18 protein-coding genes and 2 pseudogenes are annotated in these 18,244 nt (G+C 62.6%); 13 read left to right on the forward strand and 7 right to left on the reverse strand.

Annotated features, from left to right (window positions below; all coding sequences use genetic code 11):
* Positions 1 to 127: 127 nt before the first annotated feature.
* Positions 128 to 1,150 carry an NAD(P)-dependent alcohol dehydrogenase gene (locus CBI38_RS00555; protein WP_109325537.1) on the reverse strand — a complete coding sequence of 341 codons (1,023 nt, stop codon included), beginning with the start codon at positions 1,148 to 1,150 and terminating at the stop codon, positions 128 to 130.
* Positions 1,151 to 1,385: 235 nt separating this feature from the next.
* Positions 1,386 to 2,030, reverse strand: a complete 645-nt coding sequence (locus CBI38_RS00560; protein ID WP_109325538.1) for a TetR/AcrR family transcriptional regulator — start codon at positions 2,028 to 2,030, stop codon at positions 1,386 to 1,388.
* Between the two features lie 150 nt (positions 2,031 to 2,180).
* On the opposite strand from CBI38_RS00560, the gene CBI38_RS00565 reads away from it, so the two are divergent.
* From CBI38_RS00565 to CBI38_RS00595, 7 genes are all read left to right on the forward strand, one after another.
* On the forward strand, positions 2,181 to 2,768 hold the full coding sequence (locus CBI38_RS00565) for a flavin reductase family protein (protein WP_109325539.1): 588 nt from the start codon (positions 2,181 to 2,183) through the stop codon (positions 2,766 to 2,768).
* A 14-nt stretch (positions 2,769 to 2,782) separates the two neighbouring features.
* The gene (locus CBI38_RS00570; protein WP_109325540.1) at positions 2,783 to 4,051 is read left to right on the forward strand and encodes an LLM class flavin-dependent oxidoreductase; all 1,269 of its coding nucleotides are present in this window, start codon (positions 2,783 to 2,785) and stop codon (positions 4,049 to 4,051) included.
* Positions 4,048 to 4,860 carry an alpha/beta fold hydrolase gene (locus tag CBI38_RS00575; RefSeq protein ID WP_109325543.1) on the forward strand — a complete coding sequence of 271 codons (813 nt, stop codon included), beginning with the start codon at positions 4,048 to 4,050 and terminating at the stop codon, positions 4,858 to 4,860. Before CBI38_RS00570 ends, CBI38_RS00575 begins: the two co-directional genes overlap by 4 nt.
* Before the next feature lie 128 nt (positions 4,861 to 4,988).
* On the forward strand, positions 4,989 to 6,617 hold the full coding sequence (locus tag CBI38_RS00580) for an AMP-binding protein (RefSeq protein WP_109325544.1): 1,629 nt from the start codon (positions 4,989 to 4,991) through the stop codon (positions 6,615 to 6,617).
* A 139-nt stretch (positions 6,618 to 6,756) separates the two neighbouring features.
* On the forward strand, positions 6,757 to 7,779 hold the full coding sequence (locus CBI38_RS00585) for an AraC family transcriptional regulator (protein ID WP_162603162.1): 1,023 nt from the start codon (positions 6,757 to 6,759) through the stop codon (positions 7,777 to 7,779).
* A 243-nt stretch (positions 7,780 to 8,022) separates the two neighbouring features.
* Positions 8,023 to 8,316: a hypothetical protein gene (locus tag CBI38_RS38710; protein ID WP_109334771.1), complete on the forward strand. Its 294-nt coding sequence runs from the start codon at positions 8,023 to 8,025 to the stop codon at positions 8,314 to 8,316.
* Between the two features lie 71 nt (positions 8,317 to 8,387).
* On the forward strand, positions 8,388 to 8,588 hold the full coding sequence (locus tag CBI38_RS00595; protein ID WP_162603163.1) for a hypothetical protein: 201 nt from the start codon (positions 8,388 to 8,390) through the stop codon (positions 8,586 to 8,588).
* Positions 8,589 to 9,374: 786 nt separating this feature from the next.
* Here the strand turns inward: CBI38_RS00595 and CBI38_RS00605 are convergent.
* The 3 genes from CBI38_RS00605 to CBI38_RS00615 form a co-directional block, all read right to left on the reverse strand.
* On the reverse strand, positions 9,375 to 10,301 hold the full coding sequence (locus tag CBI38_RS00605; RefSeq protein WP_109325554.1) for a dioxygenase family protein: 927 nt from the start codon (positions 10,299 to 10,301) through the stop codon (positions 9,375 to 9,377).
* A gap of 34 nt (positions 10,302 to 10,335) precedes the next feature.
* A complete protein-coding gene (locus tag CBI38_RS00610) occupies positions 10,336 to 11,391 on the reverse strand; it encodes a maleylacetate reductase (RefSeq protein ID WP_109334772.1) in 1,056 nt (351 codons plus the stop codon).
* A 70-nt stretch (positions 11,392 to 11,461) separates the two neighbouring features.
* Positions 11,462 to 12,679, reverse strand: coding sequence for an acyl-CoA dehydrogenase family protein (locus CBI38_RS00615; protein ID WP_109325555.1), 1,218 nt, complete (start codon positions 12,677 to 12,679; stop codon positions 11,462 to 11,464).
* 210 nt (positions 12,680 to 12,889) lie between these two features.
* Here CBI38_RS00615 and CBI38_RS00620 point away from each other — a divergent pair.
* The 4 genes and pseudogenes from CBI38_RS00620 to CBI38_RS00635 form a co-directional block, all read left to right on the forward strand.
* A pseudogene (locus tag CBI38_RS00620) lies at positions 12,890 to 13,153 on the forward strand (transposase); the annotation flags it as partial.
* Positions 13,154 to 14,114: 961 nt separating this feature from the next.
* The gene (locus CBI38_RS40485; protein WP_204164854.1) at positions 14,115 to 14,594 is read left to right on the forward strand and encodes a cytochrome P450; all 480 of its coding nucleotides are present in this window, start codon (positions 14,115 to 14,117) and stop codon (positions 14,592 to 14,594) included.
* A gap of 20 nt (positions 14,595 to 14,614) precedes the next feature.
* On the forward strand, positions 14,615 to 14,809 hold the full coding sequence (locus CBI38_RS00630; RefSeq protein WP_109334773.1) for a ferredoxin: 195 nt from the start codon (positions 14,615 to 14,617) through the stop codon (positions 14,807 to 14,809).
* A complete protein-coding gene (locus CBI38_RS00635) occupies positions 14,806 to 16,062 on the forward strand; it encodes an NAD(P)/FAD-dependent oxidoreductase (protein WP_162603164.1) in 1,257 nt (418 codons plus the stop codon). The genes CBI38_RS00630 and CBI38_RS00635 overlap by 4 nt, the downstream gene beginning before the upstream one ends.
* A gap of 366 nt (positions 16,063 to 16,428) precedes the next feature.
* On the opposite strand, the gene CBI38_RS37680 is transcribed toward CBI38_RS00635, so the two are convergent.
* Positions 16,429 to 16,728: an alpha/beta fold hydrolase gene (locus CBI38_RS37680; protein ID WP_162603165.1), complete on the reverse strand. Its 300-nt coding sequence runs from the start codon at positions 16,726 to 16,728 to the stop codon at positions 16,429 to 16,431.
* Positions 16,729 to 16,733: 5 nt separating this feature from the next.
* On the opposite strand from CBI38_RS37680, the gene CBI38_RS40490 reads away from it, so the two are divergent.
* Both CBI38_RS40490 and CBI38_RS40495 read left to right on the forward strand, forming a co-directional pair.
* Complete coding sequence (locus tag CBI38_RS40490; RefSeq protein WP_418328300.1) at positions 16,734 to 17,480, forward strand: AraC-like ligand-binding domain-containing protein; 747 nt, start codon at positions 16,734 to 16,736, stop codon at positions 17,478 to 17,480.
* A gap of 8 nt (positions 17,481 to 17,488) precedes the next feature.
* Positions 17,489 to 17,746 carry a helix-turn-helix domain-containing protein gene (locus tag CBI38_RS40495; RefSeq protein ID WP_162603167.1) on the forward strand — a complete coding sequence of 86 codons (258 nt, stop codon included), beginning with the start codon at positions 17,489 to 17,491 and terminating at the stop codon, positions 17,744 to 17,746.
* A gap of 201 nt (positions 17,747 to 17,947) precedes the next feature.
* Here the strand turns inward: CBI38_RS40495 and CBI38_RS38715 are convergent.
* Positions 17,948 to 18,235 (reverse strand): annotated as a pseudogene (locus CBI38_RS38715) (acyl-CoA dehydrogenase family protein); the annotation flags it as partial.
* Between the last annotated feature and the right edge of the window lie 9 nt (positions 18,236 to 18,244).

An 18,244-nucleotide genomic window follows, 5' to 3' on the forward strand; every position in this document is an offset into this window, starting at 1 on the left:
AAGAATGTGAGCGACCGCACCTAGTGCTTCCTGACCCGTCAGAGCTTGCCGGCGCGATCATGCCTCTGCCTTAGTGGATCCGACGACCGTTGGTGGATTCGGGTACGAGGCGCCTCTGCGTGTGAGCTCAGGGGACGAGAACAGCTCGCCCGTTGATGCGACCGCGGCCCAACCGGTCGAAGACCTCGTTGATCTCCGACAACGGAAACTGTTCGATCGTCGAGACCAGATCGCCGCTACGCGCAAGCGCCAGCACCTCCGCCAGCTCGTTGCGCGACCCCCAGTTGCTCGACGTCAGCATTGCTTCTGGAGCGAGCCCCAAGAATGAGAACGGCACCGACCCGCCTGCCAGGCCTACGAGCACGAACAGGCCGCCGCGACCGAGGACGGCCGAACCGAGTGTCATGGTTGAGTCGACTCCGACGAAGTCGAGTACGACGGCTGCACCGTTCTTGCCGCTTTCCTCCTGGATTTCTGCCAGTGCGTTTTCACGCAGCGGGTCGATGGCCACGTCTGCACCCAGTGTCTGTGCCAGCGCCCGCTTGCCAGGGTCGGACTCGACTACCACGACCTTGGCCGGCGAGAGAAGCTTGAGGAACTGCACCCCGTACTGGCCGAGCCCGCCGGCTCCGATCAGTACGGCGCTCCTTCCTGCGGTGAGATGGGGCAGCGTCTTTTTTACCGCTGCATAGGGCGTGAGCGCAGCGTCAGTGAGAGGCGCGGCCAGGACCGGGTCAAGGCCTCCGGTCGGCAGGAGGTGCCGAGTCGAGGGAACCAGGAGGTACTCGGCATAGCCGCCTTCTGGCCCCATCCCACCCCACAGGAACGTGTCGCACATCTGTTCTTTGCCACCGAGGCAGAAACTGCAGTGTCCACAGCCCCAGCCGCCGAAGACCACGACCGCGTCCCCGACTTCCAGACCTTGTCCTTCAGCGCCGTGGCCGAACGTCTCGACCCAGCCGGCATTTTCATGTCCGAGGGTGTGCGGTAGGGCGATGCCTTGTGTTTCACCCGACGCGATGTGCAGATCGGAATGGCACGCGCCCGCGCCGGCGATCCGGATCAGTACTTGTCCCGGCCCAGGAACCGGTGTGGGTACTTCCTCGATGACGAATTCGGCGCCGAAGGTGTGCAGTCGTGCGGCTTTCATGACGAGCCTTTCGTGCTCTCTCGATGTCATCGCCGCAACAGGGTGCAGGTGTGTCGGCTGCATCGTTCGAGGCGGGCGGCGTCTGGATGTGGCCAAGTAAAAAGCAACCAGGCCGAGTCCGCGGGCGTGGTCGGGTATGTGTCCGAGGCCGACCACTCGATGTCCGTCTCGGGCATGACTCCGCACGCTGGCGGCGGATCGCCGTGATTAATGCACTACGCCCTGAACAGCATCTCTAGCCGCCTGCGCCCAAATAGGCGCACAGAGCCGCAGCCGTCTCCTCGATGAGCGCAGTCCATGGCGCCGGACGGCTGGACTCGACGTTCTCCCCGAAGAGCGCCCGAAAGGCGCACACCGAGTAGAGCAGGCGATAGGCGTAATCGATGGCCTCCTCCGGCCGCGGGCGCGTGATCTTGTCTGCGACGCCCAGCAACAGCTCTCGGAACATGGCGCCGCATTCGATCGCTCCGCGAGAACCCACTTCCAACACGGCTGGGTTTTCCGTCGAGACCAGCATCAGCTCCCGCAGGAGACGCTGGCGAGCTTCGAAGGTTTCGGCAAATCCCTGAACCGCGACGTGCACGACGTCGCTCAACGACGCATCCGGCTGCAAGTGCTCGCCGTTGAGCCTGGCCGCCATTTCAGCCTTGAAGTCCTCGACGAACTCGTGCTGGATGACGGTGAGCAATTGGTCCTTCGAACCGAACCGCCGGTACACGCTGCCTGTCGAGACGCCTGCTGCGGCAGCGACGTTCGCGATCGTGAGAGCGCTGGGCCCCTGTTTCTCGAGGACGTGGGTGCCCGCGAGGTATATCCGCTCGAGCGTTCGCCTGCTGCGCTCCTGCGTCGCGGGAGGTACGTCAGGAACTGATGAGGTCATTTACCAACTCTAGCGAGACATCGTGGTGTGACCGTTGACACAGCGCGGGACATATGCGAATGTAATGGAACATTCGCATTTAGGCCGAGGGCCCACCGGTTAGGCGCCCTGTCGGTAACGGCCACGAGCACGGCAGTCAGGAGCAGTGCCATGTCCCCCAAATCACCCCCTAGCCCCGAGCAACTCGCTCTGCGCAAATGCCTCGGATCCTTTCCCACAGGCGTCGCGGTGATCACCTACGCCAGTCCCGAAGGCCCGCGAGGAGCCACCGTCAACTCGTTCGTATCGGTATCGCTGGACCCAGCGCTCATCCTGGTGTCCATCGCCAAGACCGCCCGCTCACGCGAAGGTTTGGATAACGTCTCGTTCGCTGTCAATGTTCTCGGAACTCATCAGTGCGATGTCGCCATGCATTTCGCGGGCCGCCCCAACGAGTGTCTTCGCGTCCCCTGGCAGCAGGACGCAGAGGTGCCACGTCTGCGGGAATGCGCTGCATGGTTGCAGTGCGCGCCGTGGCGCAGTGTCGAAGCCGGAGATCACGTCTTGTTCATCGGGGAGGTCGTCGCTCACGGACACCATCCCTCCGACCCGCTGATCTTCCACGCCGGCGCCTTCCGCACCGACAAGCCTTCGAGCCCCCGTTGGCGGCCGCCGTCTCCGATAGACAGTCTCGACCTCCGCCGTGACCTCGAACGTTGGAGCGACGCCGGTTCCACCACCCACATTGTCCCCGTCTGAGAGCAGAGGAAACGATGAAACTCACATACATCCAGCACCTTCCGTATCGGCATCTGCCGGACGATTTCGCCGACAGACACGTCGAGTCCGTGGTGACGAACTCGTTCCACGAGCTCGTCGACCGAGATCTCATGCACACCGACCTGCGCGGCGCTCTCGACGAATCGATGCATGCCGCCCGCGCCGGATTCGACGCAGTAGGAATGACCGAGCACGGATCCAGCTCCTACGACATCAATCCCAATCCCGACCTCGGCGCCGCCGCGCTGGCCTACGCGACCGAGGCCGAGGGCCTGCGGGTCGGCATTTACACGCTCGGGCGGTCGTTGGGCAAGAGCCGCGAACCTCTGCGTGTCGCCGAAGAACTGGCGTGGATCGACTCCATCAGTGGCGGTCGACTGCTGGCCGGGTTCCCGGTGGGCCTCCCGTACGACGCCAACGTCAACGCGGGCGTTCCTCCCATCGAGACCAGGAGCCGCTACGACGAGAACCTCGAGCTGATCCTGCGGGCGTGGACGGAGCGTGAACCCTTCGCCTGGAACGGCCGATATTCGCAATCAATGGGTGTGAACATCTGGCCTCGGCCGTACCAGGATCCGCACCCGCCCGTCAGTATCACCGGCATCGGAAATCCCGCGACGACCCGTTTTGCGCTCGAGCGTGACCTCGGATTCAACGTCGTCGCTCTGGGCAGCGACCCGAAGATCGCCGCCGCACCGATCTTCGACAGCATGTGGTCGATGGCCGCTGACATGGGGATCGACGCCAACCCCTATCGGGCCGCGATGGCAGTCACGGTGTTGGTCGGCGAGACGGACCAAGACGCGGAGAGACTCTACGCCCAACACCTCGAGTACAGCCTGTCACGGGGGATCGGACATATTCCGATGAACCGCTTTGCGCTACCCGGCGGAATCAGCCCTCAGGGACTGAAAGCGCTGCTGGCACAGCCGGCGCCGCCCGCGAACCTGCCAGCACCCTCCTACGCCGAGGCGGTGCGCTCGGGTCTGGTCGTTGCCGGAAGCCCAGCCACTGTGCGCGAGACGCTCGCGGACTACGCACGCAGCTTCAGGATCGGCCAGCTTATGGTCTTCCTACAGGTCGGCTCGATGCCGATCGCACTCACCAAACACAACATCGACCTGTTCGCCAGTGAAGTGGCGCCGCATCTGCGACCTCTCTGGTCGGAGTACGACGATGACAATCGCTGGTGGCCCGTCGCTCTCGGTGGTCAGCCGGCATCCAACAAGCAAGCGGACACGACAGGAGCGCGACTCAAATGACATCTCAGATCACGATGGAAACCCAGAACGTCAGCGTCTGGGGCGACCAGATCACGCTGCAGTTCAAGGTTTTCGGGACCGGGCCCGCTCTCGTCTACCTGCACCCGCTCGGGGGATTCGTCCGCGACGACTTTCTCGACGACCTCGCCCGCACCCACACGATCTACGCACCAGAATTGCCGGGAACCAGTGAGGACGACCCGTTCGCGATCCACAAGGTCAACGATATTCCCGAACTCGTGCTGATCTACGAGGAGGCATTCGGCAAGCTCGGCCTTAGAGGAGCGCCGGCCATCGGGCAGTCCTTCGGCGGCATGCTGGCTGCCGAACTCGCATCATTCTTCCCGGACCTCTTCGAGAAGGTGGCTCTGCTCGGTCCGGCGGGACTGTGGTTCGAGGACAAGCCCTGGACGCTCGACATCCTGACCGCGCCGCCGTCGGAGGCACCGAACCTCCTGTTCAGCGACCCCTCAGCCGATCGTCCTCGTGCCATGTTGGCGCTTCCCGACGACCCGAAGGCGGCCGTGGATGCGCTGGCGCACCTCGTGTGGATCCAGGGCTGCGGTGCCAAGTTCCTGTGGCCCGTTCCCGACCGCGGACTCTCGCGACGCCTGCATCGGATCACCGCCCCGGTCCTCGTCGTCTGGGGTGAGGACGATCGAATCATCCCGTCCTCCTATGCGGCCGAGTACGGCGCTCGGGTACCGGGCAGCGCAGTGCACGTGCTGCCCAAGTCCGGGCATATTCCGCAGGTCGAGCAGATGGAAGAGACGCTGGCGCTGGTGTCTGAGTTCCTTTCGAACCAATGACGATGACCGTCGAACTTTGCGCGGCTTGTTCGTGAACGTCCGGGTCGACAGGTCCTTCATGACCTGGCGACCCAGACGTTCAGAACCAGCCCCCCTGTCCTGTCGAAAGCTGGAATCGGAGGTAAAAAATGCTCTCTTTCGCCTCGGGGGAAACACAACCGGAGCTCCTCGAAGAGACGATCGGCGCGAACCTTGAACGCACTGTGGCGAGGCACCCCGATCGCGAAGCGCTGGTTGAAGTCGCGACCGGCCGGCGATGGACGTGGGCGGAGTTCGACGCCGACGTCAACCGGGTCGCCCGTGGCTTGGTTGCCGTAGGCGTCGGGAAAGGCGACCGTGTGGGGATGTGGTCGCCGAACTGCGCGGAATGGACGCTCACCCAGTACGCCACCGCTAAGATCGGTGCGATCCTTGTAAACCTCAATCCGGCTTATCGGACGCACGAGTTCAGTTTCGCCATCAATCAGAGCTCGGTGTCGCTGCTCGTGGCAGCCACCGGCTTCAAGACATCGAACTACCGCGACATGGTCGAGCAGACCCGCCAGGACTGCCCCTCATTGAGGCAGGTCATCTATCTCGACACCGACGACTGGGCCGGCCTGCTTGCCCAGGGAGAACAGCTACCGCCACAGACCCTCGCAGACAAGATGGCAGCTTTGCACCCGTCGGACCCCATCAACATCCAGTACACCTCCGGCACCACCGGCAGCCCCAAAGGCGCCACGCTCACCCACCACAACATCTTGAACAACGGGTTCTTGACCACGGAGCTGATCAACCTGACCCAAGATGACCGGCTCTGCATCCCGGTGCCCTTCTACCATTGCTTCGGGATGGTCATGGCCAATCTGGGCTGCACCTCCCACGGCACCACGATGATCATTCCTGCGCCGGGCTTCGACCCCGGCATCACCCTGCGCACCATCGAGGCCGAGCGCTGCACGGGCGTGTACGGCGTCCCGACAATGTTCATCGCCATGCAAAACCACGCGGACTTCCCGTCATTCGACTTGACCTCCCTACGAACCGGCATCATGGCCGGGTCCCCATGTCCGGTCGAGGTGATGAAGCGCTGCGTCACCGACATGCACATGTCGGAGGTGTCCATCGCATACGGCATGACCGAAACGTCGCCTGTCTCCTGTCAGACCCGCGCAGAGGACGACCTGGATCGGCGCACGGCCACCATCGGGCGCGTCCACCCACACCTGGAGATCAAGATCGTCGACCCGAATACCGGTGAGACCGTCGAACGCGGCGAGCCGGGAGAGTTCTGCACCCGAGGCTATTCAGTGATGCGGGGATACTGGGAAGATCCGGAGAAGACCGCCGAGGCGATCGACGACGAGGGCTGGATGCACACCGGTGACCTCGCCACGATGCGGGAAGACGGGTACTGCACGATCGTCGGGCGGATCAAGGACATGGCCATCCGCGGAGGCGAGAACATCTACCCCCGCGAGATCGAGGAATTCCTCTACACCCACCCCGACATCGAGGATGTTCACGTGGTCGGAGTCCCGGACCAGAAATTCGGCGAGGAGCTGTGCGCATGGATCAAGATCCGCGCAGGTGCGGCCCCCCTGACCGCTGAGGCGGTCCGTGGGTTCGCAACGGGGAGATTGGCGCACTACAAGATTCCACGCTATGTCCTGGTAGTCGACGATTTCCCGATGACAATCACTGGCAAGATCCGCAAGGTCGAGATGCGGGAGCAATCGGCACGTGCCCTCGGGTTGAGCGAGCAGAGGCCATGACGTCCTCGGTGCACGGTCTCCCGGCGGCGCGCGGATGTCCGATCACTCGCACGGTCACCAGTGTCCTCAGCACACCGAAGACGATGTGTGCATCCCTGTCGTTGACACAAGCTGCGGCTCGGCAGAGGCAAACCCGAAGATGATGAGTCACCCCAAGATCGACTCCGAACTCGAAGACGCTCTCCGCTACGACGAACACGGTACGGAGATCATCAGCACGCTCGACGTACGGCCCAATCTCCGCAACGCGGTGTGGGAGGCCCGCAACCGGAGTCACCTGATAGGCCTCAGGGCAGGGTCGCCAACGCCGTCCGGGCTGGTCGGCACGATGCGTAGCGCCGTCGTCAACGGAATGTCGATCGCCGACATCACCGGCAACGCTCATACCGTGGAGCGCACACCTACCATGGCCGACCAGTTACCGATCGATTCGGTGATGTTCACGTTCGTCCTCTCCGGGGAGTCGTTTCATTTCAACGGAACGTCGCCTCCCGTGCTGGTGAAACAGGGAGAAGTGGCGATCTACGACTCCGACAGCCCTTTCATGCTCGGATTCACCGAGGCGATGCACGCGGTCGTGGCCAGTGTGCCGCGCCACCATCTCGTAGATATCGGGATGCAGGACTGCTTCCGTCGACTCAAGGTGATACGTCATGCCGGTACCGGCGTGGAGACGGAGATGGCGCGCGACCTACTCGACGTTCTGCGGGGCGCCTTCGAGCGGCCAGTCGACGTCGACGTCCACGAGTTCGACGACACCCTTCTCGCGAACGCTCTACGGACGCTCCGACGGTTGTCCGTGCAGCCGACGCAAACCAGCTATCACTACTTCACCGCCGCTACGGCATTCATTGAGAGCCACTTTGACGACCCGAGGCTCTCGATCGCGGACATCGCGCACACGCTGAGCCTGAGTCAGCGACATCTCGGCCGCATCTTCGCCGCACGCGAGACCACCGTTGCCCGACACATCCAAAAGCTGCGTCTGCAGCACGCCCGCCGGCTCCTGGTCTCACCGGAGAGCTGTCACATGGGGGTGGCTGAGGTCGGGCGTCGCTGCGGCTTCAGTTCGCCATCGCACTTCTCCAAGGCTTTCCGTGCCTACTTCGGCGTTACGCCGACCGAGGACCGCCGTGCCGGATCGCTGCCGACGGCCGACTGAGATGTAACCGGGCGAGCGCGAGAGCTCCAGCCGACGGGCATCTCCGCCCAAGACATGGATGTGGGATCGCGAGGCACCTGCTCGGTCTGTTTAAGTCGACTGCCGGCGACATCACCCCACCTAGTGCGGCGTGACGTAATTAGTTGACGGTCAGGGCGAGAGCGTCTGGCTCTCCACGTATTTCTCTCGCTTCGGCGAGGAAACTTCCACGGCTTCCATAGTCCCGATTAGATGGGAATTCCGATGAAATCTTGTGAATATCGGCGCTGGCGCCATAGGCGTCGCGCCGCTTGGATCGAAGCTCACCGCAAGCATCCTGACACCGAAGTTGAGCATCTCATCGAGTTCGCCATCAGGTGGGCGCCATTTGGAGGCGCTACCGAGGAGGAAGTGCTCGTGCGCTTCGGAATGACAACGCGCCGGTTCATCGAGCGATTGTGGCAGGTCATCCCTGAATCGAACTGTGTCCAAGACGAAATTCGCATTCTGGCGAGCGCGTACCCGCACAACCGCCGAACCGGCGCCACAGGTGCCTGACGGTCCAGGCTCGCGGCAACTTGAATCGTCCCGGTTTGATGCGCACCTTCTTTCTCGGGAAGGTGATCCTTATGCCGATGTCTATCCAGCCGAGGTGCGGGAGAAGGCCGTGCGCTGGTGTCGAACACCGTGACGAGTACGCCTCGGAGTACGAGGCGATCCGTACGATCGCCGAGCGGATGTCGCTGAAGACGGAGACGGTGCGGGTGTGGGTCCGTAAGGCCGAGGCGGCGGGTGGCGGCACCCCCGGCTGCGGCGGCATCGGAGGCTGAGGCCGAACTGCGGGCTTTGCGGCGGAAGAACGCCGAGCTCGAGAAGACCATCGAAATATTTATCGCTGCAACGTCTTTCTTCGCGCGGGAGTGCGACCCGCCACGCAAGTGATCTGCCGGTTCATCGCCGAACACCGCGATCAGTTCTTCGGTCGTACCGATCTGCCGGGTGCTCACCGAGCACGGGTACACGATCGCCCCGAGAACCTTCGACACCTGGCGCAGCCGGCCGTTGTCGAAACGGGCATTGTGGGACGTCACCATCACCGCGGTGCCGGCCTCCTACTTGGTCGAGCGGGACGAGCACGGTCGACGCACCCGGAGTCCGCTATACGGCTCGTCGAAGATGTGGGCCCCCTGCGCCGTCAGGGCATCGAGGTGGCCCGCTACACCGGCGAACGGCTCGTGCGCGTCAACGGGTCGCGCGGTACCAGCAGGGCGAAGAGGGTCCGCCCCACCGTGCCGGAACCGTCGGCGCCGCGGCCGCCGGATCTGATCGACCGGAACTTCCGGGTCGACCGGCCCGACGCGTTCTATGTTGTGGACCTCACGTACGTCCGGATTGTGTCCGGCTTCGCGTACACGGCGTTCGCCATCGATGGGTTCGCCGGCACGATCGTCGGTTGGGAGGTGTCGACGCCGAAGGAGACCGCGATCGCGGCGCGGGCGGTGAACAAGGCCTGCACCTTGCGGGCTATGCAGGTAACCCATCGCGCGGAAACACCATTCACCACAGTGACGCGCGATCCACACCGGGCACCTCTTCCAGGGCGCCGTTCGGTGTCGTCACGCTTCCGTCGGGGCGAGGACGATGTCGAAACGGACCCGGCTCCAGGTGCCATCAATTGTTCGGCCATCGGGAGTAGGTGTACCGACGGGCTGCTGCTCGAACTCCTTGATAAGGGACTGCTTGACACCGAACACCGAATCGTCCCACAAGATTGCGTCGCCGGCGGGGAAGATGTGGGTTACCAGTGTGCGCCAACCCTCATGCGCGACCATGAAGTGCAGGTGCGAGGCCCGCAGAGGAGAACGGCCGACCGTGGCAAGCATTTGTCCGACGGGCCCGTCATCAGGGATCGGATACGGCGTCGGAGTCAGGGCCCAGAACCGGTAGTCACCATTCGTGTCGGTGTACAGATGGCCGCGGCCGGACCTTTTGCCGGCGTCGTACTGAACGTCGTAGAGGCCCTCCTCATCGGCCTCCCAGACCTCGATGCGCGCGCCGGGCACCGGTAGCCCGCCGGTGTCGGTGACACTTCCTTCGACCCAGCAGGCCTCACCCGGGGCACCGAAGGCGACGTCTCCGCCGAGTTCGACGCGCGGACTGTCCTCGACGAAGAAGGGACCGAACACGGTCGCCTCGGTGGCGTCTTGGTACGCCGTGTTGTTGATGTTGATCGTCTGCATCGAGGCGCCGAGAACGTCGGAGAGCAGTACGAACTCCTGACGAACATCATCGGTTATGTGGCCCGCCTGGGTAAGGAAATCGATCGCCGCACCCCACTCTGCCTCGGTCAGACGCACGTCGCGGATGAATGAATGCAGATGCTTAACCAGCGAGACCATGACCTGTTTGAGTCGGGGATCCGGTGTGCGGTCGAAGGACTGCACGACCTTCTCGACCAATGTGTCCTCGACGGCCCGCTGCTCCGGGGTGACGTCGCGCTCGATGTTGCCGCGCGCAGCGTCGTTGACAAAGCTTCTGGGCATCTCGATCTTCCTTCTTTTCGGTCTCTGATGCTGCTCAGGCCGACTGGTCGCCGGCCCAGGCCGCGTCGAGCAAGGCTGTGAGGCCTTCCTCGGTAACGGGGGCCGGGTTATTCGTCGGGATCACCTCGAGGATCCTGGCCGCAGCTTCGGCAATTCCATCCTGCGGCATGCCGTAGTCGCGCAGCGCTCTCGGCGCGTCCAGCGAGGCATACAGGTGAGCCAGGCCCACGACGGCCGTCTTGCTGTCCAGCGCAGTGGCGACCCGGTCGTCAGCGTCGGGCGCGTGGGGCGAATTGAAGGCCAACACATGTGGGAGCACCACAGCGTGAGTCTGCGCGTGCGGCAGATTGAACATGCCACCCAGCACGTGACAGATCTTGTGGTGCATTCCCGAGCCTGCCGAGGCGAAGGACACCGCGGCGAGGTACGCGCCGTAGAGAGTCTGCTCGATTCCCTCGATGCTGCCCGAGTCCGAAGCCACCAGGGGAAGCCCTGCTGCGAGTCCACGGATACCCTCCTGCGCCAGGGCACGGTCGATTGGATCCGCGTTCGGTCCCCACATCGAGTCGACTCCGTGGGCGAGGGCGTTCAGTCCGCTGGCCACCGCCATGGGCCCAGGCATGGTGGCGAGCAATGCGGCGTCGTACACGACAGCGCGAGGAAGCACTCGGGCGTCGACACCGGTGGTTTTCGCGGTTCCCTCCGTTATTCCCCAGACATGTGTGGCCTCCGAGCCCGCGTACGTCGTGGGCACCGCGACGATCGGTAGACCGATCGTCAGCGCCACCGCTTTGGCCAGTCCGACCGCCGACCCTCCCCCGACCGACACCAACGCGTCGGCACCAGCTGCCACGGCCGCTTCCCGGGCACGCTCGGCCACCTCGACGGGCACATGCATCACCACCTCCTCGTGATGATGCACTACCGGCGCCTGCTGGGTGATCGCGTCCGCGAGCGAGCGCTCCCGGGCGGAGGCGATCAGCATGACTTTAGTGGCGCCGATCGCCGCGAGTTCTTCGGCGACCGCAGCGCAGGCATGGTGAGCTGCGAACGTCACCCTCTGCGCGCGGGACTCGTGGGTGAACTGCATCGGCGCGGCCCTTTCCGAATTCATGCTTGGCAGGCCTCACCGACACGGATCGGCTGGTCCACGAGTGCATTCACTGCGTCGGAGCCGATTCTACGAGCGAGAAGAAGACCCACCGTGAACCCTCGGCGAGGCCCGCGAGTTGTCGACCACACTGCTGAAGCACTCCGGGGCCGGAGCTCATGTGTTGGGTACCTGCATGCATGTCACGGAAGTACCGCTGCAGGTCCCCCTCGCGCAAGGCAGTCGTTCCCGCCCACTTGTACACGGTCATACAGACGTCGTGTGCGGTCCACGTAGCGTTGTTGAGCGACAGTCGGGTCAGACTCTCCTGGTGTGTCGAGAGCGGCTCACCACGGTTGATGGTTTCCTCATTGTCGGCCCAAGTCTGCATGAGAAAAGCCCGAGCACCCCGGAGTTTGGCCTCCGCCTGCGCGTACTCTGCGTAGAACTGGTCCGTCGTCGTCCCGTCTCCAGCGCGCTGCGACTTCACCTTGGCCAGCTTTCGCATCTCCTCGAGCAAGCGTTTTCCCATCCCGAGCGCCCAACCCCCGTGCTGGATGCCCGACATATTCGCCAGGCCGACCTCGTAGATCGCGCCGCCGTGGAGCGGCGTCTTCGTGGTCACCTCGTAGACGTAGGCGTCGGGAACAAACACGTCCTCGACGGTGTAGTCATCGGAGCTGGTGGCCCGAAGTCCCATCACATCCCAGTTGTCGACCATCGTGCACTCGGACTTCGGCAGCGTAAAGATGAGCGGGCGACCCATCTCGTCAACAGCTGCTGTGTGGATCATGTCGGCGAGCTGCGAACCGGACGCGAAATGCCACTGGCCACTGAGCCGGTAGCCGCCCTCAACCTTTCTCGCCTGACCGAACTTGGTTCCCTGCCCTGCCATCAACGGATAATCGGAACCGGAGAACAGCTCCCGGGTGGCCTCGTCCCCTAGGTATGCGGCGGTCGTGCCGGTGATCATCTGCAGAACCATGACAACCCATCCAGTTGCGGCGTCCATCTCGGTGATGCGTTCGATCACGGCGACAACCTGGCGCGGCGAGAACTCCAAACCGCCGACCTCGACCGGCACACCAATGTCGAAAACGCGAGCCGATTTGAGCGCCTCGATCGTGCTGGGGGCAAGTCGTCCCTCGATGTCATGCTGTGCACCATTCGCTCGGACCGTCTCCTCGATCGAATCCAGTCGCGCCATCATCTCGTCGAACCGGTCGCTGACGTGCAGGCGTCCTCGCCTGTCCAGATGCTCGGACGGAGCGTGTGCCACTGCGGTCATCGTCCTGCCTTCCTGTCGAGGTCCCGCCCTTGTCGAACGGCTTCAGGTTCGAGTCCACTGCAGAGATCAGGGCGAGGGGCCGTCGGGGACGAACGCGTCTGTCCTCGGACACCGTGATGTCCGTCTCAGACAAGGGCGGCGCATGCCTGGAATCGACATTGCTAACCACCCGGCCCTCAGCCGACCAGCGTGAATTTGTCGCCCTCTTCTATGAGCTTGTCTCGTGTGGATGAAGTGACCCGTGGGATATATCGTGACGCGTTAAATGGGTCGTCACTGCGGTTGGTGCCGGATGCGTTGTTGGAGATCCCGCGCGGCCGCAGGGAGGTGGCAGTGCACCGGTGGATGATCGGACGGTGTTCACCGCGATCGTGTACGTGCTGACCAGTGGATGTGCGTGGCGGCATCTGCCGCCGGCGTTCGGGGTCACCGTTCCTAGGGCACCGAGGGTTCGCCGCCTGGGCGGCGGCCGGGTGTTCGAGACCCGTCGTCTGTTCGAGGCTAGCTTCGTGAACTGTGACGCTTGACACTCTGTAGGAAAAATGTGAATGTAATGGCACATGCGCATTGGGTGAGTCCCTCGTGATTTGCCCGATTCCGGCTCAGATCCACTGCCGCGGAACGGCGTTCTCGCATCGACCGGGCCGACGCGCACGCCGTGTTCCGCCACATCGCAGGACGTGCCTACTCCGTGCACGTCACTGACCTACGTACAGAAAGAGCGTCTGTGACTATTACCGACCTGGCTCTGCCGTCTACTGATATCGATCCCTTCTCGGACGAGGCACTCGCCGACCCGTATCCGGTCTACAAACAACTCCGGGACCTGGGGCCGCTCGTCGAATTGACTCAACACGGTGTTGTCGCGCTATCCCGCCACGCGCAAGTGGTGGACGCCCTCACTGACTCACAGACTTTCTCATCGGCGGATGGCGTTGGGCTGAATGACTTGTCGAACAGCGCTTTTCAAAACACCCTCATCGGATCCGACCCTCCGGAGCACACTCGGTGGCGAGCGGTTCTGGCCGAACGTCTCGCACCCCGGTCGCTTCGCGAGCTGAAGACCGACGTCGTGACCAGGGTGGACGAATACGTCGCGGACCTGGTGTCACGAGGCTCTTTCGACGCGATCGCGGACTTGGCACGCGCAGTACCGGTCGCAGTTGTCCTGGACTTGTTGGGGTTCCCTCAGGAAGGACGCGATCAACTGTTGGGGTGGGCCGAACGTTTCGGTGACATCAACGGTCCCGCCAACGAACGGATGCGCGCAGCTCTACCCGCGGTAGATGAGCTCTTCGGTTGGTTGGCGACCACCTGCACTCGCGACCGGATGATCCCTGGGGGTTTTGCCACTACCATTCACGAAGCCGCCGAGCGCGGCGATATCCCTGAAGACGCGGTAGTCCCACTCATGTCTAGCTACGCACTGCCGGCCATGGACACCACCATCAGCGCCATCGGCAGTGCAGTTCAGCTGTTTGTCGAAAACCCGGACCAATGGGAAGCACTACGCGAGAATCCGGCACTAATTCCCGGTGCGTTCAATGAGGTGATTCGGTTGGAGTCCCCGATTCAAGCGTTCTCCCGGGTCACCCGGCGAACCTACGCAACAGAGGGCTTTTCAATACCTGAGAACGTCCGAGTAGTCGTCCTCTACGGCGCCGCGAACCGGGATGAGCGGAAATACCCTGACCCCGATCGATTCGATGTCCGGCGCGAAAATGTCGACCATGTCGCGTTCGGTCTAGGAACCCACGCGTGCCCGGGCCAGGGTCTTGCACGGATGGAAGCTCACGCGGTCCTGGAGTCACTCACCCGACGCGTCAGAACATGGGAATCCGCAGGGGAACCGCGACGGAGATTCACAAACATCACGCGCTCTCTCGACCGGTTACCGGTTGTGGTCCATCAATGAGCTTCAGAAAGGATCAGGAAATGCCTCAGATACGCGCGGACAGAGAAAAGTGCGAGGGTTACGGAAACTGTGTGATGGCCGCTCCCGAACTCGTCGATCTGGATGACGATGGGGTGGTCGTAGTGATAAGGGAACGAGTCGACGAGGTCGATGTCGGGAAAGCGGAGAGCGCCGCACGTGCATGTCCGGTGAATGCGTTACGGGTGGACAGATGAGCGGCAAGGCGCTGATCGTTGGTTCCTCCGTGGCGGGCATTCGCACGGCTCAGTCGCTCCGCACGGAGGGTTGGCTCGGCCGCATCATCGTCGTAGGCGGCGAACCCCACCTGCCGTACGATCGGCCACCACTGTCGAAACATATGTTGACCGATCGTACTGAAATCTCGCCCACACCACTGCTGACCAAGCACGAAGCGACGTCGGACAACATCGAACTCTTGCTCGGTACACCAGCAGTCGGTCTGGACACGACTGCGAAACGAGTTGCGCTAGAGGATCATCGAGAGGTGCCCTACGACCATTTGATCATCGCAACCGGGGCTTCGGCGCGTCCATCACCGTGGGGGCAGATGCCTGGACTTCACGTGTTGCGTGGGCTCGACGACTGCCTGGGGCTGAGAAAGGCGCTTCACGGCGATGCCTCGGCCGGCTCCGGTCATCTGGTTGTCATTGGAGCAGGGTTCATCGGTTCCGAGGTGGCGGCGGCGGCACGGGCGCTCAACCTGAGAGTCTCGATCGTGGCTCCTTCTGCCGCCCCGCTGGTTCAAAGTCTGGGTCCTGAGGTGGGAATGAAGTTGACCGAGCTTCATCAGCGTCACTCCGTGGAGACATATTTCGGCTGCGCGGTCTCATCTCTGACTTCGTCCACAGACGGAATCCACGTACAGCTCGACAACGGTACAGAGTTGTCCGCAACTTCGGTCGTGGTGGGAATCGGCGCAACGCCGAATGTGGAGTGGCTCAAGGACTCAGGTCTCACACTCGGCGATGGAGTGATGTGTGACGAACAAGGGCGGGCAAGCGGCAGACCCGACATCTCTGCTGTCGGCGATGTGGCTTGCTGGACTATGCCCCAGGCGCTCGCTTCACGCCGGGGCGAGCACTGGACCCGTGCGGTGGAGCAGGCTAACTTGGTGAGTCGGCGACTCTGTGGCAATTCGATCGAAGACACAGATCGGCACGTGGATTATGTCTGGAGCGATCTTCATGACTGGAAGATCCAGATAGTCGGCCAGCCCAGACATTGCTGTCGAAGTGAGATTGTCGGAGAATTCAACGGAGCCCACACGAAGGTGGCCGTCCTGTACTCCGACGAAGAACAGCGCCTTGTCGGCGGCTTCATCGTCAACTGGCCGCGAGCGACGCTTCTTCTGCGAAAAGCAACAGAGCAACGGTCGAATGCGCGCGCAGCGCGCGCGTTGATAGATGCCGGCATTCCGCACAACTCCGGGTCCAACGTCTGTCGTTGAGAGATCCCACTGAAATAGGACCTTTCGGTTGGACATGTCGGGCATTCGCGCGGTGTGGTCAGCCATGCCTCCAGAATTTTCTCCTGACCGAAGCATCGTGCGACGCTCGATAACCCATCGTCTCTCTCAAATCGAACTCCACCGTATCGATCCGCAGCAGTGTTGCTCAACGGATGAGTCGATCTCCTTCAGGCACTTTGTCCTCGCAGCGCACAGACTCACAGTTGCTCACACTCTCGTCATAGACGCAACAATCGGTCTTCGTCCGGCTGTTTCCCCATCGTCCTGTCCGCCCAGTTCGTGAGTAACACGACGTGGAGACATCGGCCCCGTCATCAGGGAGTTATTGTTCGCCGTGACGTGGGATCAGTCCGATGCTTGCAGAAATTTTTCGATGATCGGGGCGGACTGCTCCGGACTGTCGAGGAGCAGTAGATGGCCTGCCTGCTTCAGGACTCGCAGGTCCGAGTTGCGAATCAGGCGTTTGAGTATGTGTTGGTTTCCGACCTTGACGATCGGGTCGTCGTCCCCTGCGACGATCAAGGTCGGTTGGGAGATGCGCGATGCGAGTGGGAATGTGGAGAAGGTACCGGACGCGAGGAGCTGGAATGCATATCCTGCCCAGCTTGGCGGATGGTGCAGGCGGCGGGCTACCTCCGCCTCCACGAGTGATGGGTCGTGCCGGAAGCGGCCGCCGTAGGTATCGGGAGCGATGCTGGCAAGGTACTCAGCTCGACAGCGCGTTGCTTCAGCTACGTGAGTTTGAGACCGCGGTCTCCAAAACGTGTGCACCGGTGAGAATCTCGCCCAGTCACTCGATGTCGCGGTTTCGCTATTCGATCGAGGCAACCAGCGTCGAAGAGATCGTCGTGGCACGAGTGAGTTCTAGCTCTGCCGTCACCGTGAACAGGAGTGATGAGCTCATCAACTCCTCTGATACTGACTATGTCAAGATCAGTTGGCAACGGGCGGGGACTAGTTGGATTCGTCAGGGAAAGCGCGCATGCCGGGCGTTGCCGGGGAGTATTGTTGCCTATCGGACGGGGACACCCTACGAGATCGAGTGCGACGCAGGTGGCGGGTACTGGAGTGCTGTGATCGTTGCGATCCCGGTGGATCGGCTAGGGCGAGACAGTGGGACGATCTGCGCTCAGGCGCTTATCGCACGGCCGTCGTTGACAGGGCTAACCAGATCACTGTCCTTGTTTGCCGATGACTTGACCCGCTGCGCTTCGTCCCCCCGGCTGGCTCTCCAAGTTCGGCCGCGCACCTTGCAGATGCGCTGGCAAGCCTCGCTGTTGGTGCATTCTCTGAGCCCTCGACGGTTTCGAGTATCCCCCAAGAGCGGCTTGTCTCACGTATACGTGCATATTGCTTGGCGAATCTCGATGATCCGGACCTCTGCGTGGGATCGATAGCCAGGGCGGTGGGCGTATCCGCGCGGCAAGTACATAAGGCGTGTGCAGCACAGGGCTTCTCAGTTGTGGCGTGGGTGCGACGAGAACGTCTAGATCGAATCAGTCGTGATCTCACGGACGCGTCTCTGCGTAACCGAAGTGTGGCTGCGATCGCCGCCCGGTGGGGGATTCTGGATTCTGATCACCTCGGGCGCCAGCTCAAGCGCCTTTACGGGCAGTCGGCGTCGGAGATGCGACGGCATGCACGGGAAACATACCTCGTCTGAGACTAACGCTCGCCAAGAACCGAACCGTCGAACGGCGTGAGGACCTTCATCTGCGACAAGGCCTGGCCCGGGCACCACGCCGCGAGCGACGCGATGGGTGCTGCTCAGGCCAAGGAGAGTTCCACACGCCCAGAGGCAACCTGGACAAGAGTCGCGCAGGGATGTCTCCGGCCTGATTTCGAATGGGCGTCACAGGACATGTCATCTCGACAAGAGTTGCTTGGCGATCACGATGCGTTGGATCTGATTGGTTCCTTCGTAGATCTGGGTGATCTTCGCGTCGCGCGTCAATCGCTCGACCGGAAAGCCGCGTGTGTATCCGGCACCACCAAGCAGCTGGATCGCGTCCACCGTCACTTGCATCGCGGTATCGGAAGCGAAGGTCTTCGCGTAGCTCGACGCTAGTGTCCTGTCTGGGGCGCCATGCTCGAATTTGGTAGCCGCCGCATACACTAGGCGTCTCGCTACCTCAATTCTCATCGCCATGTCGATCCGCTC

Source organism: Rhodococcus oxybenzonivorans, from assembly GCF_003130705.1.
Taxonomy (GTDB): Bacteria; Actinomycetota; Actinomycetes; order Mycobacteriales; family Mycobacteriaceae; genus Rhodococcus_F; species Rhodococcus_F oxybenzonivorans.

Coding starts and splice junctions, on each gene's coding strand:
- CBI38_RS00555 (WP_109325537.1), bottom strand. CDS start 1,150: ATGAAAGCCGCACGACTGCACACCTTCGGCGCCGAATTCGTCATCGAG.
- CBI38_RS40485 (WP_204164854.1), top strand. CDS start 14,115: ATGGACACCACCATCAGCGCCATCGGCAGTGCAGTTCAGCTGTTTGTC.
- CBI38_RS00595 (WP_162603163.1), top strand. CDS start 8,388: ATGCCGATGTCTATCCAGCCGAGGTGCGGGAGAAGGCCGTGCGCTGGT.
- CBI38_RS00580 (WP_109325544.1), top strand. CDS start 4,989: ATGCTCTCTTTCGCCTCGGGGGAAACACAACCGGAGCTCCTCGAAGAG.
- CBI38_RS00570 (WP_109325540.1), top strand. CDS start 2,783: ATGAAACTCACATACATCCAGCACCTTCCGTATCGGCATCTGCCGGAC.
- CBI38_RS00560 (WP_109325538.1), bottom strand. CDS start 2,030: ATGACCTCATCAGTTCCTGACGTACCTCCCGCGACGCAGGAGCGCAGC.
- CBI38_RS00565 (WP_109325539.1), top strand. CDS start 2,181: ATGTCCCCCAAATCACCCCCTAGCCCCGAGCAACTCGCTCTGCGCAAA.
- CBI38_RS00635 (WP_162603164.1), top strand. CDS start 14,806: ATGAGCGGCAAGGCGCTGATCGTTGGTTCCTCCGTGGCGGGCATTCGC.
- CBI38_RS00575 (WP_109325543.1), top strand. CDS start 4,048: ATGACATCTCAGATCACGATGGAAACCCAGAACGTCAGCGTCTGGGGC.
- CBI38_RS00615 (WP_109325555.1), bottom strand. CDS start 12,679: ATGACCGCAGTGGCACACGCTCCGTCCGAGCATCTGGACAGGCGAGGA.
- CBI38_RS40490 (WP_418328300.1), top strand. CDS start 16,734: ATGGGTCGTGCCGGAAGCGGCCGCCGTAGGTATCGGGAGCGATGCTGG.
- CBI38_RS00605 (WP_109325554.1), bottom strand. CDS start 10,301: ATGCCCAGAAGCTTTGTCAACGACGCTGCGCGCGGCAACATCGAGCGC.
- CBI38_RS00585 (WP_162603162.1), top strand. CDS start 6,757: ATGATGAGTCACCCCAAGATCGACTCCGAACTCGAAGACGCTCTCCGC.
- CBI38_RS38710 (WP_109334771.1), top strand. CDS start 8,023: ATGAAATCTTGTGAATATCGGCGCTGGCGCCATAGGCGTCGCGCCGCT.
- CBI38_RS00630 (WP_109334773.1), top strand. CDS start 14,615: ATGCCTCAGATACGCGCGGACAGAGAAAAGTGCGAGGGTTACGGAAAC.
- CBI38_RS00610 (WP_109334772.1), bottom strand. CDS start 11,391: ATGCAGTTCACCCACGAGTCCCGCGCGCAGAGGGTGACGTTCGCAGCT.